Raw genomic sequence first — 18104 nt, forward strand, 5'->3', positions numbered from 1 at the left:
TTTTAGGCCGCTTTTTCTTGCCAGTGACTATGCCATCCTGCCGGAGTCGCAGTATAATGGCGTCAATTTACTTTACAGGTTGATTGATGTACAAACACGATTTTTATTTTCACTTACCCGAAGAACTGATTGCGCAATACCCGCTGCCCGGACGAAGCGATTCCCGTCTCCTGGTTTACCGCCGCGGCGAGGAGCAGTACCGGCATCAGCAATTCAAGCAACTGCCCGATTTTTTAAATGACGGGGATTTGCTGGTGATGAACAACAGCAAAGTCATCCCTGCACGCTTTTTCGGGAGAAAGCCCAGCGGCGGTCAGGTCGAGTTCCTCATCGAACGCCTTAAACCCGACAATCAGTTCTTAGCCCATATCAAAGCCAGCAAGGCCCCCAAAGCACAAATGATCATTGATTTGGCGAACGGATGGCAGGTTCAGATTCTTGCCAAACAGGACGATTTGTACCATTGCCAGACGCTGGGCGATTTGGACACCATGCTTGCCGACATTGGTCACATCCCGTTGCCCCCCTACATTACCCGCCACGATGAAAAAGCGGATTTTGAGCGCTACCAAACCGTTTATGCCCGCCATAAAGGCTCTGTGGCCGCGCCCACGGCCGGTTTACATTTTGATGATTCCCTGATGGCGCAGCTTCAGCAAAAGGGGGTGCAGATTGCCTATTCCACTCTGCATGTCGGAGCCGGGACATTCAGGCCGGTTCGCTGCGAAGCCATTAAAGATCACAAAATGCACAGCGAACAATTGATCATCAGCGACGCGCTTGCTGAAGCGGTTAACCGCACCCGTGCGTCGGGTAAACGCGTGATCGCCGTCGGTACCACCGCCCTTCGCAGCCTCGAAAGCGCCGTGGTTGACGGGCAACTGCAAGCCTGCGTTAAAGAAACGGACATTTTCATTTACCCTGGTTATGAGTTTAAAATCTGTGATGGCCTAATCACTAATTTTCACCTGCCGGAATCAACGTTGCTGATGCTGGTTTCTGCATTCATTGGGCATGCCCGGGCGATGGATCTCTATCGCGAAGCCATTGCAGAGCGTTACCGCTTTTTCAGTTATGGCGATGCCAGTTTATTGCTTTAATTACCGAGAGTCTTATGCCGACAACGCCACGCCTGATTCCTGTTTTAACGTCCCATGCCGGCAGTTGCCTGACGCTGGACAACTGGCAACAAGCCGGCATTAGCCTTGCGGCTTTGTACCTTGATGCCTTGCTGATGAAGCCCGGTTTGGATTTTCTTAAATCCTCAGGCGGCCTGAAAAGCTATTATCCCTGGTCGGGTGAATTGGTCTTGAATGCATCGACCCTGACAGAAGACAAAGCCGGGCATTACCGGGTGCGTTCCCACTATGATGGGGAAATTATCCAGTTGGACGCGGCAGGTATCCTTGCATTACTAATTGCCTTAAAACCCGACTATGTCGTGCTGTCACCAAGCCTTGCAGACTACTGCGAGAGGCTTAAACCCGAGTGGCACGGGATTCGGCTTCTTTCTGAGGAAGAGGGGACTTATCATTACCGTAACCGTCTGGATGCGTTTCTTGCGGCCGAAAGCATCGTGGGACTGATAGAAGCCGATTTCCCGGCGAATGATGCCGTCAACGGCCGTGTGTATGATCAAGGTCAGGTCATGGATCTGTCTGATAGTCAGTACAGTCAGGATTTTACTGTGCTGTCCGCAGGATGCGCCTGCCCCGTCTGCCGACAGAACTACACCCGCGCCTATTTTCATCACCTGCTTCAGCATACGCCTTTGCTGGCCCAGAGGCTTTTAATCCAGCACAATGTTCATTATTGTCAAAACCAGTGAGTCAATAGCCGCTCATGCGATCAATTTCCCTTGAATGTTCATTTACCTCTGCGTGAAATCTCGCTATGATGTCACGCTATCTTGACTGCCCGCATTGATTTATGGCGGAGCAGGCAGTGAACTTGAGGAGAGTGTGATGAGTTTTTTTATTAGCGATGCAATGGCGGCGGCAACATCGGCTGCGCCGGCTAATCAATCTGAAAGTGCGTTTTCACTGATTATGATTGTGGCTATTTTTGTATTGTTCTACTTTATGTTGATAAGACCTCAGAACAAGCGCGCCAAAGAACACCGTGAAATGGTTACTGCGCTGAAAAAAGGCGATGAAATTGTCACGTCTGGCGGTATTATCGCCAAAGTAGTCAGTCTTGATGAGCAATTCATTAAAGCCAGCATTGCTGAAGGTGTTGAAATCAGTATCCAGCGTAATGCGGTGAGTAATGTGTTGCCCAAAGGCACGATTAAATCCCTCTAAGTTTGTCACAGGGAAAGGAAATGCAGAATAAATACCCCCTCTGGAAAAACCTGGCGCTGCTGTTGATTGCAGTCGTTGGTCTTGTCTACTCCATACCTAATCTCTACAGCGAAGATCCTGCAGTACAGGTGAGTTCTCAATCCGGTGCCAACACCGAGGAGTTAAAGGATGAAGTGACACAACTGCTTGAGCAGTCCAAACTGGATTACAGTTCCATCGAGCAAGGCAGCGAAGGCGTGGAGGTTCGTTTTCCATCCACGGATACGCAACTGTTGGCTCAGGATGTCATTAAAAATGGTCTGGGCTCCGATTACACGGTGGCGCTTAACCTGCTCCCTTCGACACCGGAGTGGCTGCGCCGCATTGGTGCGGAACCCATGAAACAGGGGCTTGACTTGCGCGGCGGGGTGCATTTCCTGCTTGAGATTGATGTCGACAGTGTGGTTAACCGCCGCTATGAAGGCTTGATGAAAAACATCGGGCAGAATTTACGCGAAAGCGGTATACGCTATGCAGGCATCCGTTACATTAATGAAAAAGGCATCCAGATCCGTTTCCGCACGCCCAAGGCCATGAGTGATGCCGAGGAGGGTGTGCGTGAGAATTTCTCAGGACTGGTTTTTGCCTCCTCGCCTAAAACCTTGAGCATGACCGCTTCCTTATCCCCGGATGAGTTAAACACCATTCGCCAGAATACCATCGAACAGACGATGAGCATTCTGCGTAACCGCGTCAATGAGCTGGGTGTGGGTGAGGCCGTGGTGCAGCAACAGGGCGCAACCCGTGTGGCGGTGGATTTACCGGGCATTCAGGATGCAGCTCGCGCCAAACAGATTCTTGGCGGTACGGCCACCCTGCAATTCCATTTGGTCGATCAGGAAAATGATCCGCAGGTGGCGAAACAAACGGGCGCCGTGCCGGTTAACAGCAAGCTGTACATGATGGACGGCCAGCCGATTCTGTTGAAACGTCAGGTCGTGTTAAGCGGCGATTCCATCACCAGTGCGGTCTCCAGTTTTGATCAACAAACTGCAACACCCGCGGTTCAGGTTCAACTGGGCGGCGGCGGTGAAAATTTGTTTACCAAAATCACCCGTGAAAACATTGGCAAGCGCATGGCGATTGTCTTTGTGGAAACGAAAACCAGCATTCAAAACGTCAATGGCGTGAACAAACGCATGACCCGCCGCGAAGAACGTGTCATCAGTGCGCCGGTCATCCAGAATGCGTTGGGCAATAACTTCCAGATCACCGGCCTGTCCGACAGCAAGGAAGCCAGCAATCTTGCCCTGCTGTTAAGGGCGGGTGCCTTACCCACGGTCATTTATCCGGTTGAAGAGAGAACAGTAGGTCCTTCCCTGGGTAAAGAAAATATCCGCCGCGGCATGGTGTCTCTGGAAGTGGGTATGGGCTTGATTCTGGTGCTGATGCTGGTGTACTACCATTTCTTTGGTCTTGTCGCCGACATTGCCCTGTTCCTTAACCTGATTTTGCTAAGCGCCATTCTGTCGATTATGGGCGCCACGCTGACATTACCCGGTATTGCGGGGTTTGTGTTAACCGTGGGTATGGCGGTCGATGCCAACGTACTGATCTACGAGCGCATACGGGAAGAATTACGCAATGGCCTGTCACCGCAGGCGGCCATTTACGCAGGCTATGATCGTGCATTCTCGACCATTCTTGATGCCAACTTAACCACCCTGATTGTAGGGATTGTTTTGTTTGCCATTGGTACTGGCCCGATCAGAGGTTTCGCTGTGATCCTGTCTCTGGGGTTAATTACTTCCATGTTGACCAGTATTACTTACACGCGTGCCATCGTGAACTGGTATTACGGCGGTCGTAATGTCAAAAAACTGTCTATTGGTATTTAATGCGAGGTTTAGATGGAATTTTTTAATCCAAACTCAAATGTCGATTTCATGGGGGCGCGTAAATGGACTGCCCTCCTGTCAGCGCTGATTTTTATTGTTTCCATCGCGGCCTTGCTTATCAATGGCCTGAACTGGGGACTTGATTTTACCGGCGGTACCCAGATTGAGGTCACCTACACTGACGCCGCGGATTTGACCGCTATTCGTGAGAACCTGTATCAGGCCGGTTTTAAAGAAGCCCAGGTTGTCAGTTATGGCACGTCAAAAGACGTGCTCATCAGCATTGGCCCCAAAGCGGACATGGAGCAAAGCGAGCTGGTGGACAAGGTGATGAGCGCCTTGCCCGGGGCGACCAAACAACGGGTGGATTTCGTCGGTCCCCAGGTTGGGGAGGAGTTGGCGACTAAAGGGGCTCTGGCGATCATTGTCTCGCTGCTGGCCACCATGATTTACATCGCCATGCGTTTTGAATACCGTCTGGCGGTCAGTTCGGCTGTTGCGCTTATTCATGATCCGGTGTTGATCCTCGGTGTTTTCGCCATGTTCGGTATTGAATTTGATTTAAAGGCGCTGGCTGGTTTGCTCGCCGTTATCGGTTACTCACTGAACGACACCATCGTTGTGTTTGACCGCGTACGCGAGAATTTCATTAAAATTCGCCGTGCTTCGCCTCTGGAGATCATGAATATCTCCATTAACCAGACTTTGTCGCGAACCATCATGACCTCGGTCCTGACCTTGTTTGTGGTTGTGGCCCTGTTTGTCTACGGCGGCGAGACCATCCGCGGCTTCTCTCTGGCGCTGATTATCGGTATTGTGGTCGGAACGTATTCGTCTATTTACGTGGCTGGTGCTTTAGCGGTGGTCATGGGATTGGATCGCAAAGATTTCCTGCCTAACCAGCGTAAAGAAATCGATGACAGACCATAAGTCATCCAAATTTCTCAGTTATTTCAAGGTCCTTGAATAATAGGGCAAGTTTTTAACTAACGTTTATCACTTGCCCATTGCCTTCCCTGCTTACTTGCGATTTGGTCGTGATTTTCCACCCAATGAATTTCTTATCTTTTCTGACGTTTGCATCGTAGTAGCCTTGTGGCGCAGCCGGAGCAGATGGAATGATTTTACCTACCGTAATCATTGATTGGTATTAAGTCCTCGGAGGCTACCAAGCAATGAGTTGTATTTGTCTATTCATAAATAGAATGAATCAAAATGATGAAAAATTAACATTATTTTATTATCGTTTTTTTGAGTAGTAGGCGCTGCACTGGATTTTTATTTGGAGACAGAGATGAACCCCATGTCTGGGTGGCTTACTGCCTTTGGCAAGCCGCTTCCGACATGCCACGGCAAACGCGTGACATGTCGTGTCGCTGTGTGAAACCACGGGTTATTGATGCAGTTAATCCAGCAGCGCATCCACCTTGGCGGCGCAAATAAAATCATTCATGGATAACCCCTGCAGGGCATGGGTCATGAAACGAACGTGGCAATAGTTGTACCCGACTTCCAGATCGGGGTGGTGGTTTTCTTTGTTGGCCATCCAGGCGATGGCATTGACAAAGGCCATGGTTTCATAAAAATCAGCAAATGAAAAAGACCGTTTGATTTCCTTGCTGTTATTCACCACGTCCCAACTTTGATGCAGCTGCGGCATTAAGTTTTTAACCTGTTCGGCGGTGAGCGCCTGACCTATACCCTCACAGGATTCACAATGCTTATGCTGCAAATCACTTTTCATGTTCTAGCTCCTTACGGTGATCGTGTAAACACGTGGACAAAGCATTTAAAAAACGAATATTCTGCTGCATGGTTCCTATGGTCACCCGTAAATGATTAGGCAAACCAAAAGGAACAAGAGGACGTACAATAACCCCCTGGTTTAATAAGCCTTCATAAATCGGCAGGCTGCTCATGCCGCAGTCAAAGCTGATAAAATTGCCTTTAGACGGCAAGACCTGCAAATTCAGCGCCTTGAGTCCCTTCTCCATTTGCTGCATGCCTTGAGCATTGGTAATCAGTGTCTGGGTAACAAAATCAAGATCGTGAATGGCCGCATAGCCGGCTTCAAGTACCGCCTGATTGACTGCAAAAGGCGGTTGAATGCGTAACAGCATGTCAATTATAGTCGGATTAGCCATGACATAGCCCAGCCTCAGGGCAGCCAATCCGTAAACCTTGGAAAAGGTGCGGGTGATGACTAAGTTTGGGTATTCATTCAAGAGATTAAGGCTGCTTTTATCTCCGCGCGGATAAGCAAACTCATAATAGGCTTCATCGAGCACCAGAATGGTGGTTTCCGGTATGGCATGCAAAAGCCGTTTCACGTCATCAAGCGGAATAAAAAGGCCGGTCGGATTATTGGGATTCGCTAAAAAGAGGATGGCCGTTTGGTCATTGCACAGGCTAATCATCCTGTCGATATCCACCTCGTAATTTTCCCCCACAGGCGATGTCACGACCGGGATACCCAGAATTTTTGCCTGAATGCTGTAGGAGACAAAGGCGTGGGCATGCGTGAGCATGTGTTTGTCCTGATGCAGGGCAAACAGCATGAGCAACAGGGAAAACAGGGTATCCGAGCCATTGCTGAAAGCCAGCATGGGTTCTTTGATGCCTAATTTTTCGGCCAGTGCCGCGCGAAGCGGGTGGTGAATCAAGGAAGGGTAAGTGGCAAGTTGAATACCGGTTAGCTTAGCCAGCGCCTCTTTGACTAAGGGGCTGCATCCCAACGGGTTTTCATTGCTGGCCAGTTTGATAATATTGTCTAATCCCTTTTCCTTGGCCAATTCGTCAATGGATTTGCCGGGAACATAGGGACTGAGTGAGCGAATCCCTTCATGAGGCAGCAGATGATAATCGCAGGGCAAAGGTCTCTCCTTGAAAATAATTTCGCCTCATCTTACCGCAACCTATACCACAAGTGGAAGATTAAAATAACGCAGAGTGATCTTGTCAGAGGCAGCGAATCACGCTAGGCTAACGCCGGCAACCAACCCAGGGAAAATGGAATATGACCTCTTCACAAGGATTCTCCTTGATTGAAGTACTGATCACACTTTTGGTGATTTTAAGTACATCATTCGGACTTTTAACTCAGCAATGGCAGAGCCTCTGCCTCTTCAATCAGGCGAAAGCCCAATTCAGCGAGTGCTTAACAAGCGACAATGAGTATGAGCTGCGATTGGCAGGCCTTAAGCCTTTTCCTTCGCTTGAAGGAGGAAAAAAATGACAAGACAAACGGGCTTCAGCCTCGTTGAAATCATGATTGGCTTACTGCTTGGCAGCATCCTTTTAGGCGCATTGTTTAACCATTACTTCATGACCCGTCGCCACGAAGCCTCCTTTCAACAGCAGGTGACAGCGAGTGATGATGTGCAGATGATCATTGACCTGTTGCAGGATAATATACGCCAGGCCGGGTTTACGCCCTGTGCCGGAATAGGCTGGTTAACTGCAGCCGACCGACGCGGCAAGCGGCAATCCCTGGCGGCGATTACCCTGTCAGGCGGCACTGAAAATCGCCTTGCCGTCAAACGCATGAGTGAGGATTTTACGGCAGTAAACCGCATCTTAAGCCCTTCGCAGGTGCTGGTGGATACCGGCTGCCGATTATCCCCTCGCCAGGTCATCATGATTGCCGATTGTTTTCATGCGGAAGTCACCACCATTGAGCGCATGAAGGCGCAGGGTGAAAGTCAATGTGAACTCACGCTGAAAGACCCGCTGCAATTTCCCTATACGCCGCCTGCTTATGTGGGGGAGTGGCTTGAGGAGCAATTCTTTGTGCAGAAAAACCAAACCGGTGAACCGGCGTTGTTTTATCAATCCCGTCATGCAGAAGAATTAAGCGCGGTTGTCCGTTCCTTTTTTGCCCGATTGCACGCCGGCACTAAAGGGCAGGTGCTGACGGTCACGCTGGGGCTTGCAGATAACCAGCAGCGGATTGTCAATGCTCTGGTGCGCATCCCGTGAATTCCAAAGGTTTTATGCTGGTCACCGCCCTGTTGTTTTTAAGTCTGATGATGCTGTTGGTGCTGTCGCAGCAACAACGGGTATGGCTTTATCACAAGTCACTGAACCAACTGATTACTAAACACAGGGCCGTTCAGGTGATGGAGAAAAAGATAAGGCAAATCATCGAGAAAGGCGCTTTCACGGCATGGCCTGCCTGCCTCCTGCCCTCAGACAGAGCCAATCAGGTCATTGAGCGTCTCCTGCAGGGGCAGGGGTGCCCTTATGAAGCAAAAGGATTGCATTATCGTTTCGTTATCGAAGCGTTAGGGACCTATCCCTGCATGCAGTCTGTCGTTGAAAATCGCCTGCACAGCACCTACCACTGGCGGGTTACTATGGCCTCTACGGATCGCGACGTGCTGCAAATCCGCTTTGCGCAGCTGGTTGCTGAACAGCCCTGCACCTCGCGATCCCCGATGTTTGTGAAACCGGGAATCTTGAGTTGGCGCTTTCTACTGGCCTAAGGAGAGATCGGCCTTGTTTCACCCTGAAACCATTTGTGTGTTTCGGTTCTGGGTAAAGCCGTCACGCCATGGGCTTCAATAAAAGCGACCAAAGCCCAGCGTGAGTAGGGTTTGCCGATGAAGGTCTCATCGAGCTGGATGACGTCATGCCAACCCGCGGTCAACTCATCGGCAGGCATGATTTGCTTGAAATTACTGGACAGCATAAAAATGGCATGGCCGGGCTGCTGTTGAACCGGTGTTAAATCATGCGGGCCGCTGCCGATACGAAGACCCGGACCGCTTTCGGCGATGGCTAAGGTCATGGAGCCGGCGTCGAAATGGGGTTTGGCCAAGTACTTACCGGATTGTTGCCAGTTGTATTTCAAAAAGCGTAAAAGAATATGGACGTCCGTGGTGTCAAAAACACGGTTGACCAGTCCCGGAAAAGGCGGCTGAAGCGTCGTTAACAGGTCATGCACCGTGGAGGCAACCGCTTGCCAGATGGGTTCTGCTTTCAGCATAAAATCATTAACCACCGGGTGCTGAGCGAGAAACGCGCCGCAGCGTTGAAAAATGGCAGGATGAAAATGAAAAAAGGCTTTGCTGTCATTGTAACTGTCGTCAGCGGGATCCCGTTGCTTAAACCCCACATCGCCGCGGCGATGCATTGGGGCCACCGTAAAATCGATGTGCTCCCGGATGGCTTGGGGTTCGTCTAAAAATCGGAAAAAAGCCGCCATGGCGTCATGGATGACAGTAGACGGTAAGGCAAAGGGCACAAGCACGTAGTTTTGTTGCCGCAATTGCCGCATAATATCCTGGTGGGTCAAAGGCATGGTGTTTCCGGTTGGCAATTCATGTGCAGCGTAGGCAATACTCTCCACAAACGCGCTGCGATTAGCTATATTGATATACTTCATTCAACGTTGCAAGGGGATTGCGGTTAATGGACAAGGAGCGTTTTCTGGCATTTAAATATTGGCCGCACGTGATCACGGTGACGCTCATCGTCTTGGCCTTTGCCGGTTATCGCTATTTTGCTTATTACGATACGCGTTCCAATGATGCCTATGTTTCAGCCAACGTGATCAATGTCGCTTCGTTGGTTTCCGGTCCAATCAGCGCCATCTACATAAAAGAAAACCAGAACGTCAAAAAAGGACAAAAACTGATCGAGATTGATCCGCGCCCGTTTAAATATGCCATGGAGAAGGCCAGGGCTGATTATAAAATGAGCCAGGTCAATTATGAAAATAACAAACTGGCTATTACCGTGGCTGAAGAGAAACTCAGACAAACCCAATCCATTCTGGCATTAAGCAAAGATCATTACCAACGCTATCAAAAACTGCAGAACGAGGGCGCTTTGGCTGAAATTCAATTGATTAATATTGAAGCCAAAATCAAGGAACAGGAGGCACGGGTCATCGCCGCCAACGAACGGTTACGCATTGCTCAGATTACTCTCGATGACAACGAAGTGCGGGCGGCCAAGGCAAAGTATGACAAAGCAGCCTATTTATACACTAACACGCTCATTACTGCGCCAGCGGATGGCTATGTCACCAATTTTAATTTACGCCGCGGTCAATACATTGCCACGGGCGAAGGGCTGTTTGCGCTTATCGAAACCAAACGCTGGTGGGTCGTGACCCGCTACCGCGAAACGGCCATTCGTTTAATCCAGCCGGGCGACAAGGCCACCATCAAACTGGACATGTATCCTGGTAAAACCTTTCATGGCCATGTGGGAAGTATTGGTTGGGGCATTAATCGCGTTCAAGCCGGCAGTGTTGCCCCGTCAACCCTGGCTTACCTCGAAGCCACCGAGGATTGGATTAAAATTGCACAGCGCTTTCCGGTGCGCATAGAAATCGACGATGTTTCCCCCGAATACCCCCTAAGGATAGGTGCCAGTGCGACAACCGTTACCTACCGCTGAGGCCTTAGCCTGGTTTAAACCGTTTATCCCTCAGAGCAAAGAAAACCGCGCTGCGGTCCGCACGGCCGTTTCAGCGGTAGCGGCTGTGTTACTGGCGTTTGCTCTTCACCTCGACAAACCCTATTGGTCGGGCATGACCACCGTCATCCTGGCCAATATTTATACCGGAAGCATTATTGATAAAGCCATCATGCGTATTGCTGGAACCCTTGCAGGGGCCTGGGGCGGTTATTTTCTTGCCGGATACATTGCCAACAGTTTTTTGCTGTATCTGTTGTCAGCCTTTTTGTTGGTTACCATTGCTGTTTATTACTATAACTTCAGTGTGTATGCCTATGCCTATCTGCTGGGCGCGATCAGCGCCTTTATTGTTATCGCCGATCTGGCCATCGCCCCTGAACAGGCCTTCTGGGTGGCGGTGTGGCGTCCGATAGAAATCGGTTTAGGAGTTCTGGTATCCGCCGCGGCTGCTTTTTGTCTTTTTCCGATTAATATTCATGACGCATTGGATAAGGAAGTGGGGCAGGTATTTACCGGATTTCAACAGTTAATCAGGGCGGTGCAGGATAACCTCTTAGTGGGGCATTCGTCTGTGGATGAACTGCGAAAGAACATGCAGAAATTTAAAAAATCGGTTGTCAAAGCCACGGACATGTTAGGGTACATGCGGCGTGAGGTGGGATTTAAGCGCGAAAAAATCGATCAGCTGCGTGTGCTGTTTGATTCCTTTTACAGTTTAAACCGCAGCCTTCATTTTTTTATTTCGTCCCAGCAGTATGCCGGCATTCAGGCAGAATTGACAGCGGTACCGTTGCCTCTGGCTGAGGTTTTTTCAGCGATTATCGAGGATCTTGACGGCATTAAGTGCCATTTTCTAAAGCAAACGGACGATGGAAAAGAATTGAATAGTACGCAGGCCCTGCAGTCCCTGGACGCGGCCCTGTCCGTGCTTACGGCGCGAAGCAGTCAACATCAGCAAGCGGTTTTTGCCATCAGCCATCTGCTGCGGCAGTTCGTTAATAAGCTGCAATCGTTACAACTGGTTCTGGTCAAAGGGCAGAAATTCACTGCTCCCCATGCCCGGCTCATCAGCAGGAAGCAGCGGTTACAGACGGATCCGGACATTATCAAGCACAGCATTAAAGCCGGATTAAGTGTCATTCTGGCGCTCTGTTTCTGGTTAATCAGCAATTGGCCGGGCGGGTTAAACGGACTAATCAGCAGCATTGTGATTTCCATTCGAAAAAGCATTTATGAAATGAAAAACATCAGTCTTTACCGTTTGCTGGGTTGCCTGGCAGGCGGCGGGCTGGCGCTGTTCTCTCTCGCCTCGATTCGGATGGATTTGTATGATTTGATTATCATTTTGTGGTTTGGCGTGTGGGCGTTCAGTTATTTTTCTTTTAAATACACGGCGTATGCCTACATCGGCTTGCAGGCTAATATTGCTCTAATTATCACCCTGGCGCAGGCCGGCGGCCCCCCGATCGGACTGGATCCCCCCCTGGAGCGTTTGGGTGGTATTTTAATTGGTATCACATCCACTTTTCTGGTGGCTAATGCCTTGTGGCGAAGCGATACGTTGACGCAGTTGACGGGCCGCCTACATAAACTGTCGCGATACCTGCACTATAACGTCAGGCAGCTTTTAGCGCCTGAGTCGCAAAAAAAGCCCTTGTATGATTTGACTTCGCTGTTCTGGTTTTGCCGCGGTTTATTGGAAACTCTGGAGCAGGAGGACTTACCGCCCAAAAAACAGCCTGTATTTGATGAGGCAAAACAGGATTTTCAGAACCAGGTATTACTGCAGGCCACCATCACGCATGTTTATGATTACCTCGACCAGGACAAATGCCGTCTGGCTGCCGCTAAGGCTGGTTGGGACTTGAGGGCACTGGAGGCAGAGGTTGCGGCCTTGTTTGAAGGGAAGCAAGTCAATCTGAAGCCTAGTCAGGTAAAAAAACAACTCGAGGCGTTAAGGGATGTGCTTTTGACTGCCGAAGAAGAACAAGTCAGTGCGGACGACATGGAAAACAGCGTGGTTTACTTAGGCTCCCTGATTCAACTGGCCATAATCGCCGAGGCTATGGCCAGAAATAATCACTGGGTTGATGGTTTAAATCAGGAACAGGCTGCCGCGGGCGTGTAGACCCCTTGCTCTTGCAGGCACTGGTTTTCGTATTCGCGTATTTGTACTGCCAGGCGGCAATAAATACCGTGCGTGGTTTCAGTACGTTTCCAACTTTTATGTTCCTTAATTCCGTCATACCCTTTGGCGGCTAATATGGCTTTAATGCCCTCAATTTTTCGACAGGCGAGCATGTCGTTATCATTCAGTAACTGATTAATGGCAATAATCCCTTTGGGCAGGCGAAATTCTGGCTCAGCCAGTTTCAGAAACTCAACCGCATACTCCGGGTTCATGAGCATGACTAAATTTTTGCCAAATTCTCTGACCCAGTTGTAGCGAACCTGGGATTGCCACTGCTGTTCTTCGGCAATGATGGAGTGAATGGTCGTGAGTAATTCCTCAGCCTGCATAGTCTTTCCTTGTCTGTGAATTGAACTAAAAGATTGCACAATGGCTGGAAAATTGCAAGATGTCATCGGGGTGTCCAAGCCTTGTCAATAAGATTAAAATCAACAAAAAATGCACTTTTAAAAAGCGTAAGCTATATTAAATTCAAATTAAAATGTTTATATTTCAATAAGTTATTTAATTGTACTCATTTCTTCAATCTAAAATGGTTAGAGTGAACGTGTATGAAGAAAACAAATCAAGCATGTATTCACTGCTGTAAGGAAACAATTCCTGAACAGGATATTGATCTTAAAATCCAGGATCTTCCCCCTGTCTTCTCAAAAATAGAATGGGGGTATTCAACCCCCACTTTCATGAAAAAGAAAGCCTGAAAAAAACGCAGTTTTTTCTTTGGTTTTTTATTAAGAACTAAAAATTGACTTGCTGTAATTTCTTTTATTATTCATGTTTTTGTTTAGGACGAGACTAAGTGGCGGCGCGGCATCGATTAGATTTTTTTCTGCCTAATCGGCAAACTCGATTTCCCCAGGGCTTCCTGTTGTGAGCCAGGCTATACGCTGAGCGAGTTCCGCTGGGACTGATAACCCCTGTTAATCCTTCATGGTTCAAAATGACAACTATACTGATAAGCATAAACTATTTAAGGCAATTGTTGGCAATCGAACGCTATTTTCCTGCAAGGCATGAATTTCAGGCCATGTGGAAGAGTGTATCTCTTGGAAAAGAATGGAAGGAAACAGAATGCATGTCGTGATGGGGCTTATTATCAATAAAGAAGGTCTTATACTCGTTGCCCAACGCGCAGAGCATCAGCCTCAGGCCGGCACCTGGGAGTTGCCCGGAGGAAAGGTAGAGTCTGGCGAGACCGCTTTAGCTGGCTTGCAACGTGAACTTACAGAAGAACTTGGTATTCAAGTCATTCAGGCAACCCCCTGGATTAAAATACCCTATCATTATACCACTCACGACGTGTTGTACGATGTTTGGCTCATTGAGCAATTGAGCGGCAAAATCAGGGGACTGGAAGGCCAAGGCCTGAAGTGGGTAAACCGGAATGAGTTCCTCTCTCTTTTGGGTTTCCCTGACAATGAAGCCGATAAGGTAGGCGATATGCTGAATGGTATTTTAAAAAACCGTACTCTGTGTGATGACGATGCAAATTTTCATTTAAATGATTAGTGACATGACAAAGGGGGATACCCTTCATGGTCAATACGGATGACAATAAAGCCGTTCAATTATTCATTGATTCCGATGTGGGCGTTGATGACGCACTGGCCATTCTCTGGTTGGCAAGACAAAAAAATATCAAACTGTTGGGCATTACTACCGTCTGCGGCAATAACAGTGTGCAGGATGCAACCAATAATGCCTTGACTGTGCTTGACGTCATCAACCGGCAGGATATTCCAGTGACCATGGGAGCGGCGAACCCATTGGTCTTTCCCCCCATCCGTTTTGGTCAATTAATCATGGGGCCTGACGGGCTTTGGGGTTGTCAAAAAAAACATGACCTTGCGCGTTTGCCAACGGATGCGCCGGCTGCCATCGCAGCAGCGGCCAGAAAGCACCCTGACATGATTATAATCGCGCTTGGACCTGCGACCAATCTGGCGCAGGCGGTGCAACGTTTTCCCGAGGAAATGGCCAATGTCCGAATTCTGATGATGGCCAATCTGCCTTTTCAAACCCTGCGCGGCGCCATTCAAGGGGCAGGATTTAACGCGTATGCGGATCCTCATGCGATTGATGTCTTACTTAATCACCCCTGTGATTTCACGATTTTAGGGCCTGGGGCCATCGATAAAGTGAGAGTGGATAATGTGGATTACCTTGAGAAAATTTCAAAAAAAACGGATCCGATCAATCAGTTTATTTTCTCCATCTTAAAACCATATTTTTATGCAGAATCCCTTGGGCAAAAGCAAGCGGTGATTATCTATGATTTGGTTTTGGCAATGATTGCAGCAAAAAAAGAGAGTATAAAAGAAACAGTGTCCGGATTTGGAAAAATCTCATTACACAATGATTTTACGGCGGGGGAAATCAGTGTAAGAACGGATCCACAAGGTAAAATTTTTCTCAAGCATTCCAAGCACGATTTATCGGAATTGGCCAGGCTGACGTTTAGCAATCAGGATTTCAATTTATCAAAAACCATGCAAACACTTCTGGACGACATCCGAGATAATATTCACCTGATTTTGGAGGTGGATGTGGATCGAATCAAAACAATGATCGAACAGGGATTTGAATAGACAACGAGCCGCCTGCCATTCATTGTAATGCAGGGGCATTCGTTTGCAGTAAATTCTGGCTCATCCGCTGAAATAATGCACTGGCAAGCAAGGCTTTGCCCGGGGCTTGTAAATCCGGCAATTGAGTGGAGGTCAAACGATCGGCCATCGCCACCAGGAATGATTCATTGGCTTTAAGCTCCTGTAAAAACAACGCCAGATGTTTTGCGAAAAGGGAGAAATGAGAGGCCATGGCAGGCGAATGGCCATAAAGCTGTTCTAAGGTTGCAACGATGGTTTCGCTGGAATAAGCGGTGAATGAATCAATCACCGGTTGAAACGATTGGCCTGGTTGCCTGAAAAAACCGGTGATCAATTGATGGATGGGTAATTTGTTTCTGGTCGTCAAAGTGTAGAGCTTTCTGCTGTGTAAATCCGTGACCGTGTCGCTGTTGGCGTCATCCATTAATTTTTCATTGCTTATAAGCTCCAGGCATTGATGAAAACGTTGAGACAGCTGAAGAAAAATCGCTTGAATCTCCTGCGAAAAAACGGCGTTTCCCGCGGCCTTCAGGCAGTTCTCGGCTAAATTGTTTAACAGGGATTTTCTCTGCTTTCTTTTCTCCTTGACCGCATGCCTTAAGTCGTTTTGAGGATGGACAATCATGTCCGTGAATGTCGGTTCATGGCCTGGCGCGGATTTTTTCCCTTTCGCCTGTAAAATCAAACGATCGGTTTCAGGGATGGCTTGAATCAGTTGGCCAAAGTCAAGGGTGGCTTTAGTTAAAGCCAGTGCCGATTTAGATAAAAGAAACAGGATGGTAAACAGAAAAACAGTCAGGCAATAGACAAAGAAGGGATTCTGGTAAAAAGCGGTCAGCCCTCTCAGCTGAAAGCCTCCAGGTAATGTATTCATATGGTTCCTTGCCCTTGAGAGGGTTTTGTAATCCGCGAAGTCGATGTATCGCTGGCTAAATCGATCCGCAATGAGCTTGAAAGGAATTTTCTGATTTAACAGGCTATTTGCTGCTAAAATCATGTGTGCCGCTCCTCCGCACATGCCGTAGAGGACCACCCGTTGCTTTTTTTTCACAAAATAGCGGGCAAAGGCGACCACATCCTCAGCCAACTCCTGGGGATGAGCCGCGAATTTGTTGGAACGCCTGGAGTAATTCCGATGGTTGATAATGACCAGTTGCGTATCAAACAGTGCCTGAAACGAATAAAAACTGGTGTTCAGGTAACTATGCTCTGCTTGAAAGTGCCCAATCAGTGCCAGAACAACTGTTTTGTTTTTTTTGTTTTTTTCTTTAACAGAAAGTCCTTCGAGGACAATGCCATCGCGGGCCTGAATGAATAATTTTTCTACTAAATGGGTTTTGGTCTGGCTGGCTGCCATGGGGAAAAAAAACGACTGATTGAAATTAGCAGTAATCAGTTTATTGATCGCAATGCCCATATTGAATGGATTGACTTTGGTAATCGAGGGCACATCATTGGCAGCCTGGGTGACCCATGGACCCGGTTGCGGCTGGGATATCGAAAGCTCTCCCAGACAGGCTTTTTGGGTGTGCTCAAGAATTTTGCGATCCGATGAAGACGGGCAGGATTGGTAATTGATGGTTTGAACTAACTGAATAAAAGCAGTCAGGATGGTGCGGGGCTCCTGCACTAACAAGAGAAAATGACCATTATAGTAGTCAAGCATCCCAAACAGGGTGTTTTTTAGCACCCTAAACGCCGCGGAGTGTCTATCTAACAAACTCATTTGTTTGTCCAGTAGCAGAATGCAAAAATAAACCGCATCAATGCATTGTTGGCACTTCGTTGTTAACCGGGGCTTATGAATCATTTCGCGAGAAATGTTGGAGCCCAGCCAAAAGGCCAGGACCCTTTTGAAAAACAGGTTTTTCTCATTTTCCGAGGCATGAACCAATTCCTTGATGAGGATGTTCCTGTCGTCAAAATGGTTCAAGGCCTGTAGGAGCCTTTTTTTTGAAATCAGCATAACGGTTACGGCATGGAAGAAAGCAGGGCATTATAATCTGGTTTTTTTGAATAATTGAAGGGTAAAGGGGGGGAAAGTCATTCACGGTGTTCTAGTCCTATGGGACTCCGACCTAAAAATGGGGAACAAATTGTACTTTATTTAAATCGACAGACGGTTGGCGCCATAGAGTTCGTTGACGATGTTGATTAAAAGTACCGATTATCTTTACAATAATCCTATCCTATTAGGATTTTAATCGGTTGTTATAGTATTTTTAAATTTAATCCTACCACAATGGGATTAATAAATAATAAATCGAAACGCTTATATTAAGTCTGCTCCAGTAGGATTATATGGCCAAGCAAATTAAAAAAATAAAGACTCCCAACCTTCAACAGCCGTTAACTGATCCTCTCCCCAAAACAGAGCCGCCAGAAATTAGAAAAAACGGACATCCGAGATTTTCTGCCTAAACTGATTTGGGGTCAAATTGTTCAGGGAGGTGATCATTTATTCAGGTCGAATAATACAAAAGACATCGACTTCTTATGCCTTTGGCAAATTTTCAAACTATGGTCGGCTAGTGTCAAAAATCCTCTTCTGTTAGAAATCATAGTCAATTCGTCAAGTGTGGCTAGTTGAATCGATTTTATTTCTTGCTCAATCATCACGCCTAAATCTCTAAGCAATTGTTGGTCTTCTTCATTCATTTCTCGTGGTTTGGGATCTATAAGACATAGAGTACCA

General features: G+C 48.0%; 18 protein-coding genes. 12 read left to right on the forward strand and 6 right to left on the reverse strand.

Annotation, left to right across the window (positions count from 1 at the left end; translation table 11 throughout):
* Positions 1–86: 86 nt before the first annotated feature.
* The 5 genes from queA (at position 87) to secF (ending at position 5110) form a co-directional block, all read left to right on the forward strand.
* On the forward strand, positions 87–1100 hold the full coding sequence (gene queA, locus DYE45_RS05285) for a tRNA preQ1(34) S-adenosylmethionine ribosyltransferase-isomerase QueA (RefSeq protein ID WP_108292052.1): 1014 nt from the start codon (positions 87–89) through the stop codon (positions 1098–1100).
* Between the two features lie 14 nt (positions 1101–1114).
* Positions 1115–1828, forward strand: coding sequence for a tRNA guanosine transglycosylase family protein (locus DYE45_RS05290; protein ID WP_115300560.1), 714 nt, complete (start codon positions 1115–1117; stop codon positions 1826–1828).
* Between the two features lie 136 nt (positions 1829–1964).
* Positions 1965–2303 carry a preprotein translocase subunit YajC gene (gene yajC / locus DYE45_RS05295; RefSeq protein ID WP_108292048.1) on the forward strand — a complete coding sequence of 113 codons (339 nt, stop codon included), beginning with the start codon at positions 1965–1967 and terminating at the stop codon, positions 2301–2303.
* Positions 2304–2323: 20 nt separating this feature from the next.
* Positions 2324–4180, forward strand: a complete 1857-nt coding sequence (secD, locus tag DYE45_RS05300) for a protein translocase subunit SecD (RefSeq protein ID WP_108292046.1) — start codon at positions 2324–2326, stop codon at positions 4178–4180.
* Between the two features lie 12 nt (positions 4181–4192).
* Positions 4193–5110 (forward strand): protein translocase subunit SecF, encoded by a 918-nt coding sequence (gene secF, locus DYE45_RS05305; RefSeq protein ID WP_108292044.1) that lies wholly within the window; start codon positions 4193–4195, stop codon positions 5108–5110.
* Positions 5111–5585: 475 nt separating this feature from the next.
* Here secF and DYE45_RS05310 read toward each other — a convergent pair whose 3' ends face one another.
* A complete protein-coding gene (locus DYE45_RS05310) occupies positions 5586–5924 on the reverse strand; it encodes a 4a-hydroxytetrahydrobiopterin dehydratase (RefSeq protein WP_108292042.1) in 339 nt (112 codons plus the stop codon).
* The gene (hisC, locus tag DYE45_RS05315) at positions 5914–7053 is read right to left on the reverse strand and encodes a histidinol-phosphate transaminase (RefSeq protein ID WP_108292040.1); all 1140 of its coding nucleotides are present in this window, start codon (positions 7051–7053) and stop codon (positions 5914–5916) included. Before hisC ends, DYE45_RS05310 begins: the two co-directional genes overlap by 11 nt.
* 143 nt (positions 7054–7196) lie before the next feature.
* On the opposite strand from hisC, the gene DYE45_RS05320 reads away from it, so the two are divergent.
* From DYE45_RS05320 to DYE45_RS05330, 3 genes are read left to right on the forward strand one after another with little or no spacing between them, the layout of a single operon-like run.
* On the forward strand, positions 7197–7415 hold the full coding sequence (locus tag DYE45_RS05320; RefSeq protein WP_108292038.1) for a type IV pilus modification PilV family protein: 219 nt from the start codon (positions 7197–7199) through the stop codon (positions 7413–7415).
* A complete protein-coding gene (locus DYE45_RS05325; RefSeq protein WP_108292036.1) occupies positions 7412–8158 on the forward strand; it encodes a PilW family protein in 747 nt (248 codons plus the stop codon). Before DYE45_RS05320 ends, DYE45_RS05325 begins: the two co-directional genes overlap by 4 nt.
* Complete coding sequence (locus tag DYE45_RS05330) at positions 8155–8664, forward strand: hypothetical protein (protein WP_108292034.1); 510 nt, start codon at positions 8155–8157, stop codon at positions 8662–8664. Before DYE45_RS05325 ends, DYE45_RS05330 begins: the two co-directional genes overlap by 4 nt.
* On the opposite strand, the gene DYE45_RS05335 is transcribed toward DYE45_RS05330, so the two are convergent.
* Entirely contained in the window at positions 8661–9566 is a 906-nt protein-coding gene (locus DYE45_RS05335) for a hypothetical protein (RefSeq protein ID WP_108292032.1), read from the reverse strand. The genes DYE45_RS05330 and DYE45_RS05335 overlap by 4 nt on opposite strands.
* A gap of 26 nt (positions 9567–9592) precedes the next feature.
* Between DYE45_RS05335 and DYE45_RS05340 the strand changes: the two genes are divergently transcribed.
* Positions 9593–10588, forward strand: coding sequence for an HlyD family secretion protein (locus DYE45_RS05340; RefSeq protein WP_108292030.1), 996 nt, complete (start codon positions 9593–9595; stop codon positions 10586–10588).
* A complete protein-coding gene (locus tag DYE45_RS05345; protein WP_160160683.1) occupies positions 10563–12737 on the forward strand; it encodes an FUSC family protein in 2175 nt (724 codons plus the stop codon). Before DYE45_RS05340 ends, DYE45_RS05345 begins: the two co-directional genes overlap by 26 nt.
* On the opposite strand, the gene DYE45_RS05350 is transcribed toward DYE45_RS05345, so the two are convergent.
* On the reverse strand, positions 12710–13129 hold the full coding sequence (locus DYE45_RS05350; protein WP_108292026.1) for a hypothetical protein: 420 nt from the start codon (positions 13127–13129) through the stop codon (positions 12710–12712). The two genes, DYE45_RS05345 and DYE45_RS05350, sit on opposite strands and share 28 nt — an antisense overlap.
* A 742-nt stretch (positions 13130–13871) precedes the next feature.
* Between DYE45_RS05350 and DYE45_RS05355 the strand changes: the two genes are divergently transcribed.
* Positions 13872–14309: an NUDIX domain-containing protein gene (locus DYE45_RS05355; protein ID WP_160160684.1), complete on the forward strand. Its 438-nt coding sequence runs from the start codon at positions 13872–13874 to the stop codon at positions 14307–14309.
* Positions 14310–14335: 26 nt separating this feature from the next.
* Positions 14336–15388 carry a nucleoside hydrolase gene (locus DYE45_RS05360; RefSeq protein ID WP_115300561.1) on the forward strand — a complete coding sequence of 351 codons (1053 nt, stop codon included), beginning with the start codon at positions 14336–14338 and terminating at the stop codon, positions 15386–15388.
* A 19-nt stretch (positions 15389–15407) separates the two neighbouring features.
* Here DYE45_RS05360 and DYE45_RS05365 read toward each other — a convergent pair whose 3' ends face one another.
* Both DYE45_RS05365 and DYE45_RS14815 read right to left on the reverse strand, forming a co-directional pair.
* Positions 15408–17375, reverse strand: a complete 1968-nt coding sequence (locus tag DYE45_RS05365; protein WP_115300562.1) for an alpha/beta hydrolase family protein — start codon at positions 17373–17375, stop codon at positions 15408–15410.
* A gap of 488 nt (positions 17376–17863) precedes the next feature.
* Positions 17864–18067, reverse strand: a complete 204-nt coding sequence (locus tag DYE45_RS14815) for a diguanylate cyclase domain-containing protein (protein ID WP_202813752.1) — start codon at positions 18065–18067, stop codon at positions 17864–17866.
* Positions 18068–18104 lie beyond the last annotated feature (37 nt).

The organism is Legionella taurinensis, from assembly GCF_900452865.1.
Taxonomy (GTDB): Bacteria; Pseudomonadota; Gammaproteobacteria; order Legionellales; family Legionellaceae; genus Legionella_C; species Legionella_C taurinensis.

Bases quoted from the DNA above. Each gene is read 5' to 3' on its own strand.
- queA (WP_108292052.1), top strand. From the start codon at position 87: ATGTACAAACACGATTTTTATTTTCACTTACCCGAAGAACTGATTGCG.
- secF (WP_108292044.1), top strand. From the start codon at position 4,193: ATGGAATTTTTTAATCCAAACTCAAATGTCGATTTCATGGGGGCGCGT.
- DYE45_RS05325 (WP_108292036.1), top strand. From the start codon at position 7,412: ATGACAAGACAAACGGGCTTCAGCCTCGTTGAAATCATGATTGGCTTA.
- DYE45_RS05320 (WP_108292038.1), top strand. From the start codon at position 7,197: ATGACCTCTTCACAAGGATTCTCCTTGATTGAAGTACTGATCACACTT.
- DYE45_RS05310 (WP_108292042.1), bottom strand. From the start codon at position 5,924: ATGAAAAGTGATTTGCAGCATAAGCATTGTGAATCCTGTGAGGGTATA.
- DYE45_RS05355 (WP_160160684.1), top strand. From the start codon at position 13,872: ATGCATGTCGTGATGGGGCTTATTATCAATAAAGAAGGTCTTATACTC.
- DYE45_RS14815 (WP_202813752.1), bottom strand. From the start codon at position 18,067: ATGAATGAAGAAGACCAACAATTGCTTAGAGATTTAGGCGTGATGATT.
- DYE45_RS05340 (WP_108292030.1), top strand. From the start codon at position 9,593: ATGGACAAGGAGCGTTTTCTGGCATTTAAATATTGGCCGCACGTGATC.
- DYE45_RS05360 (WP_115300561.1), top strand. From the start codon at position 14,336: ATGGTCAATACGGATGACAATAAAGCCGTTCAATTATTCATTGATTCC.
- DYE45_RS05350 (WP_108292026.1), bottom strand. From the start codon at position 13,129: ATGCAGGCTGAGGAATTACTCACGACCATTCACTCCATCATTGCCGAA.
- yajC (WP_108292048.1), top strand. From the start codon at position 1,965: ATGAGTTTTTTTATTAGCGATGCAATGGCGGCGGCAACATCGGCTGCG.
- DYE45_RS05335 (WP_108292032.1), bottom strand. From the start codon at position 9,566: ATGAAGTATATCAATATAGCTAATCGCAGCGCGTTTGTGGAGAGTATT.
- DYE45_RS05290 (WP_115300560.1), top strand. From the start codon at position 1,115: ATGCCGACAACGCCACGCCTGATTCCTGTTTTAACGTCCCATGCCGGC.
- DYE45_RS05365 (WP_115300562.1), bottom strand. From the start codon at position 17,375: ATGCTGATTTCAAAAAAAAGGCTCCTACAGGCCTTGAACCATTTTGAC.
- secD (WP_108292046.1), top strand. From the start codon at position 2,324: ATGCAGAATAAATACCCCCTCTGGAAAAACCTGGCGCTGCTGTTGATT.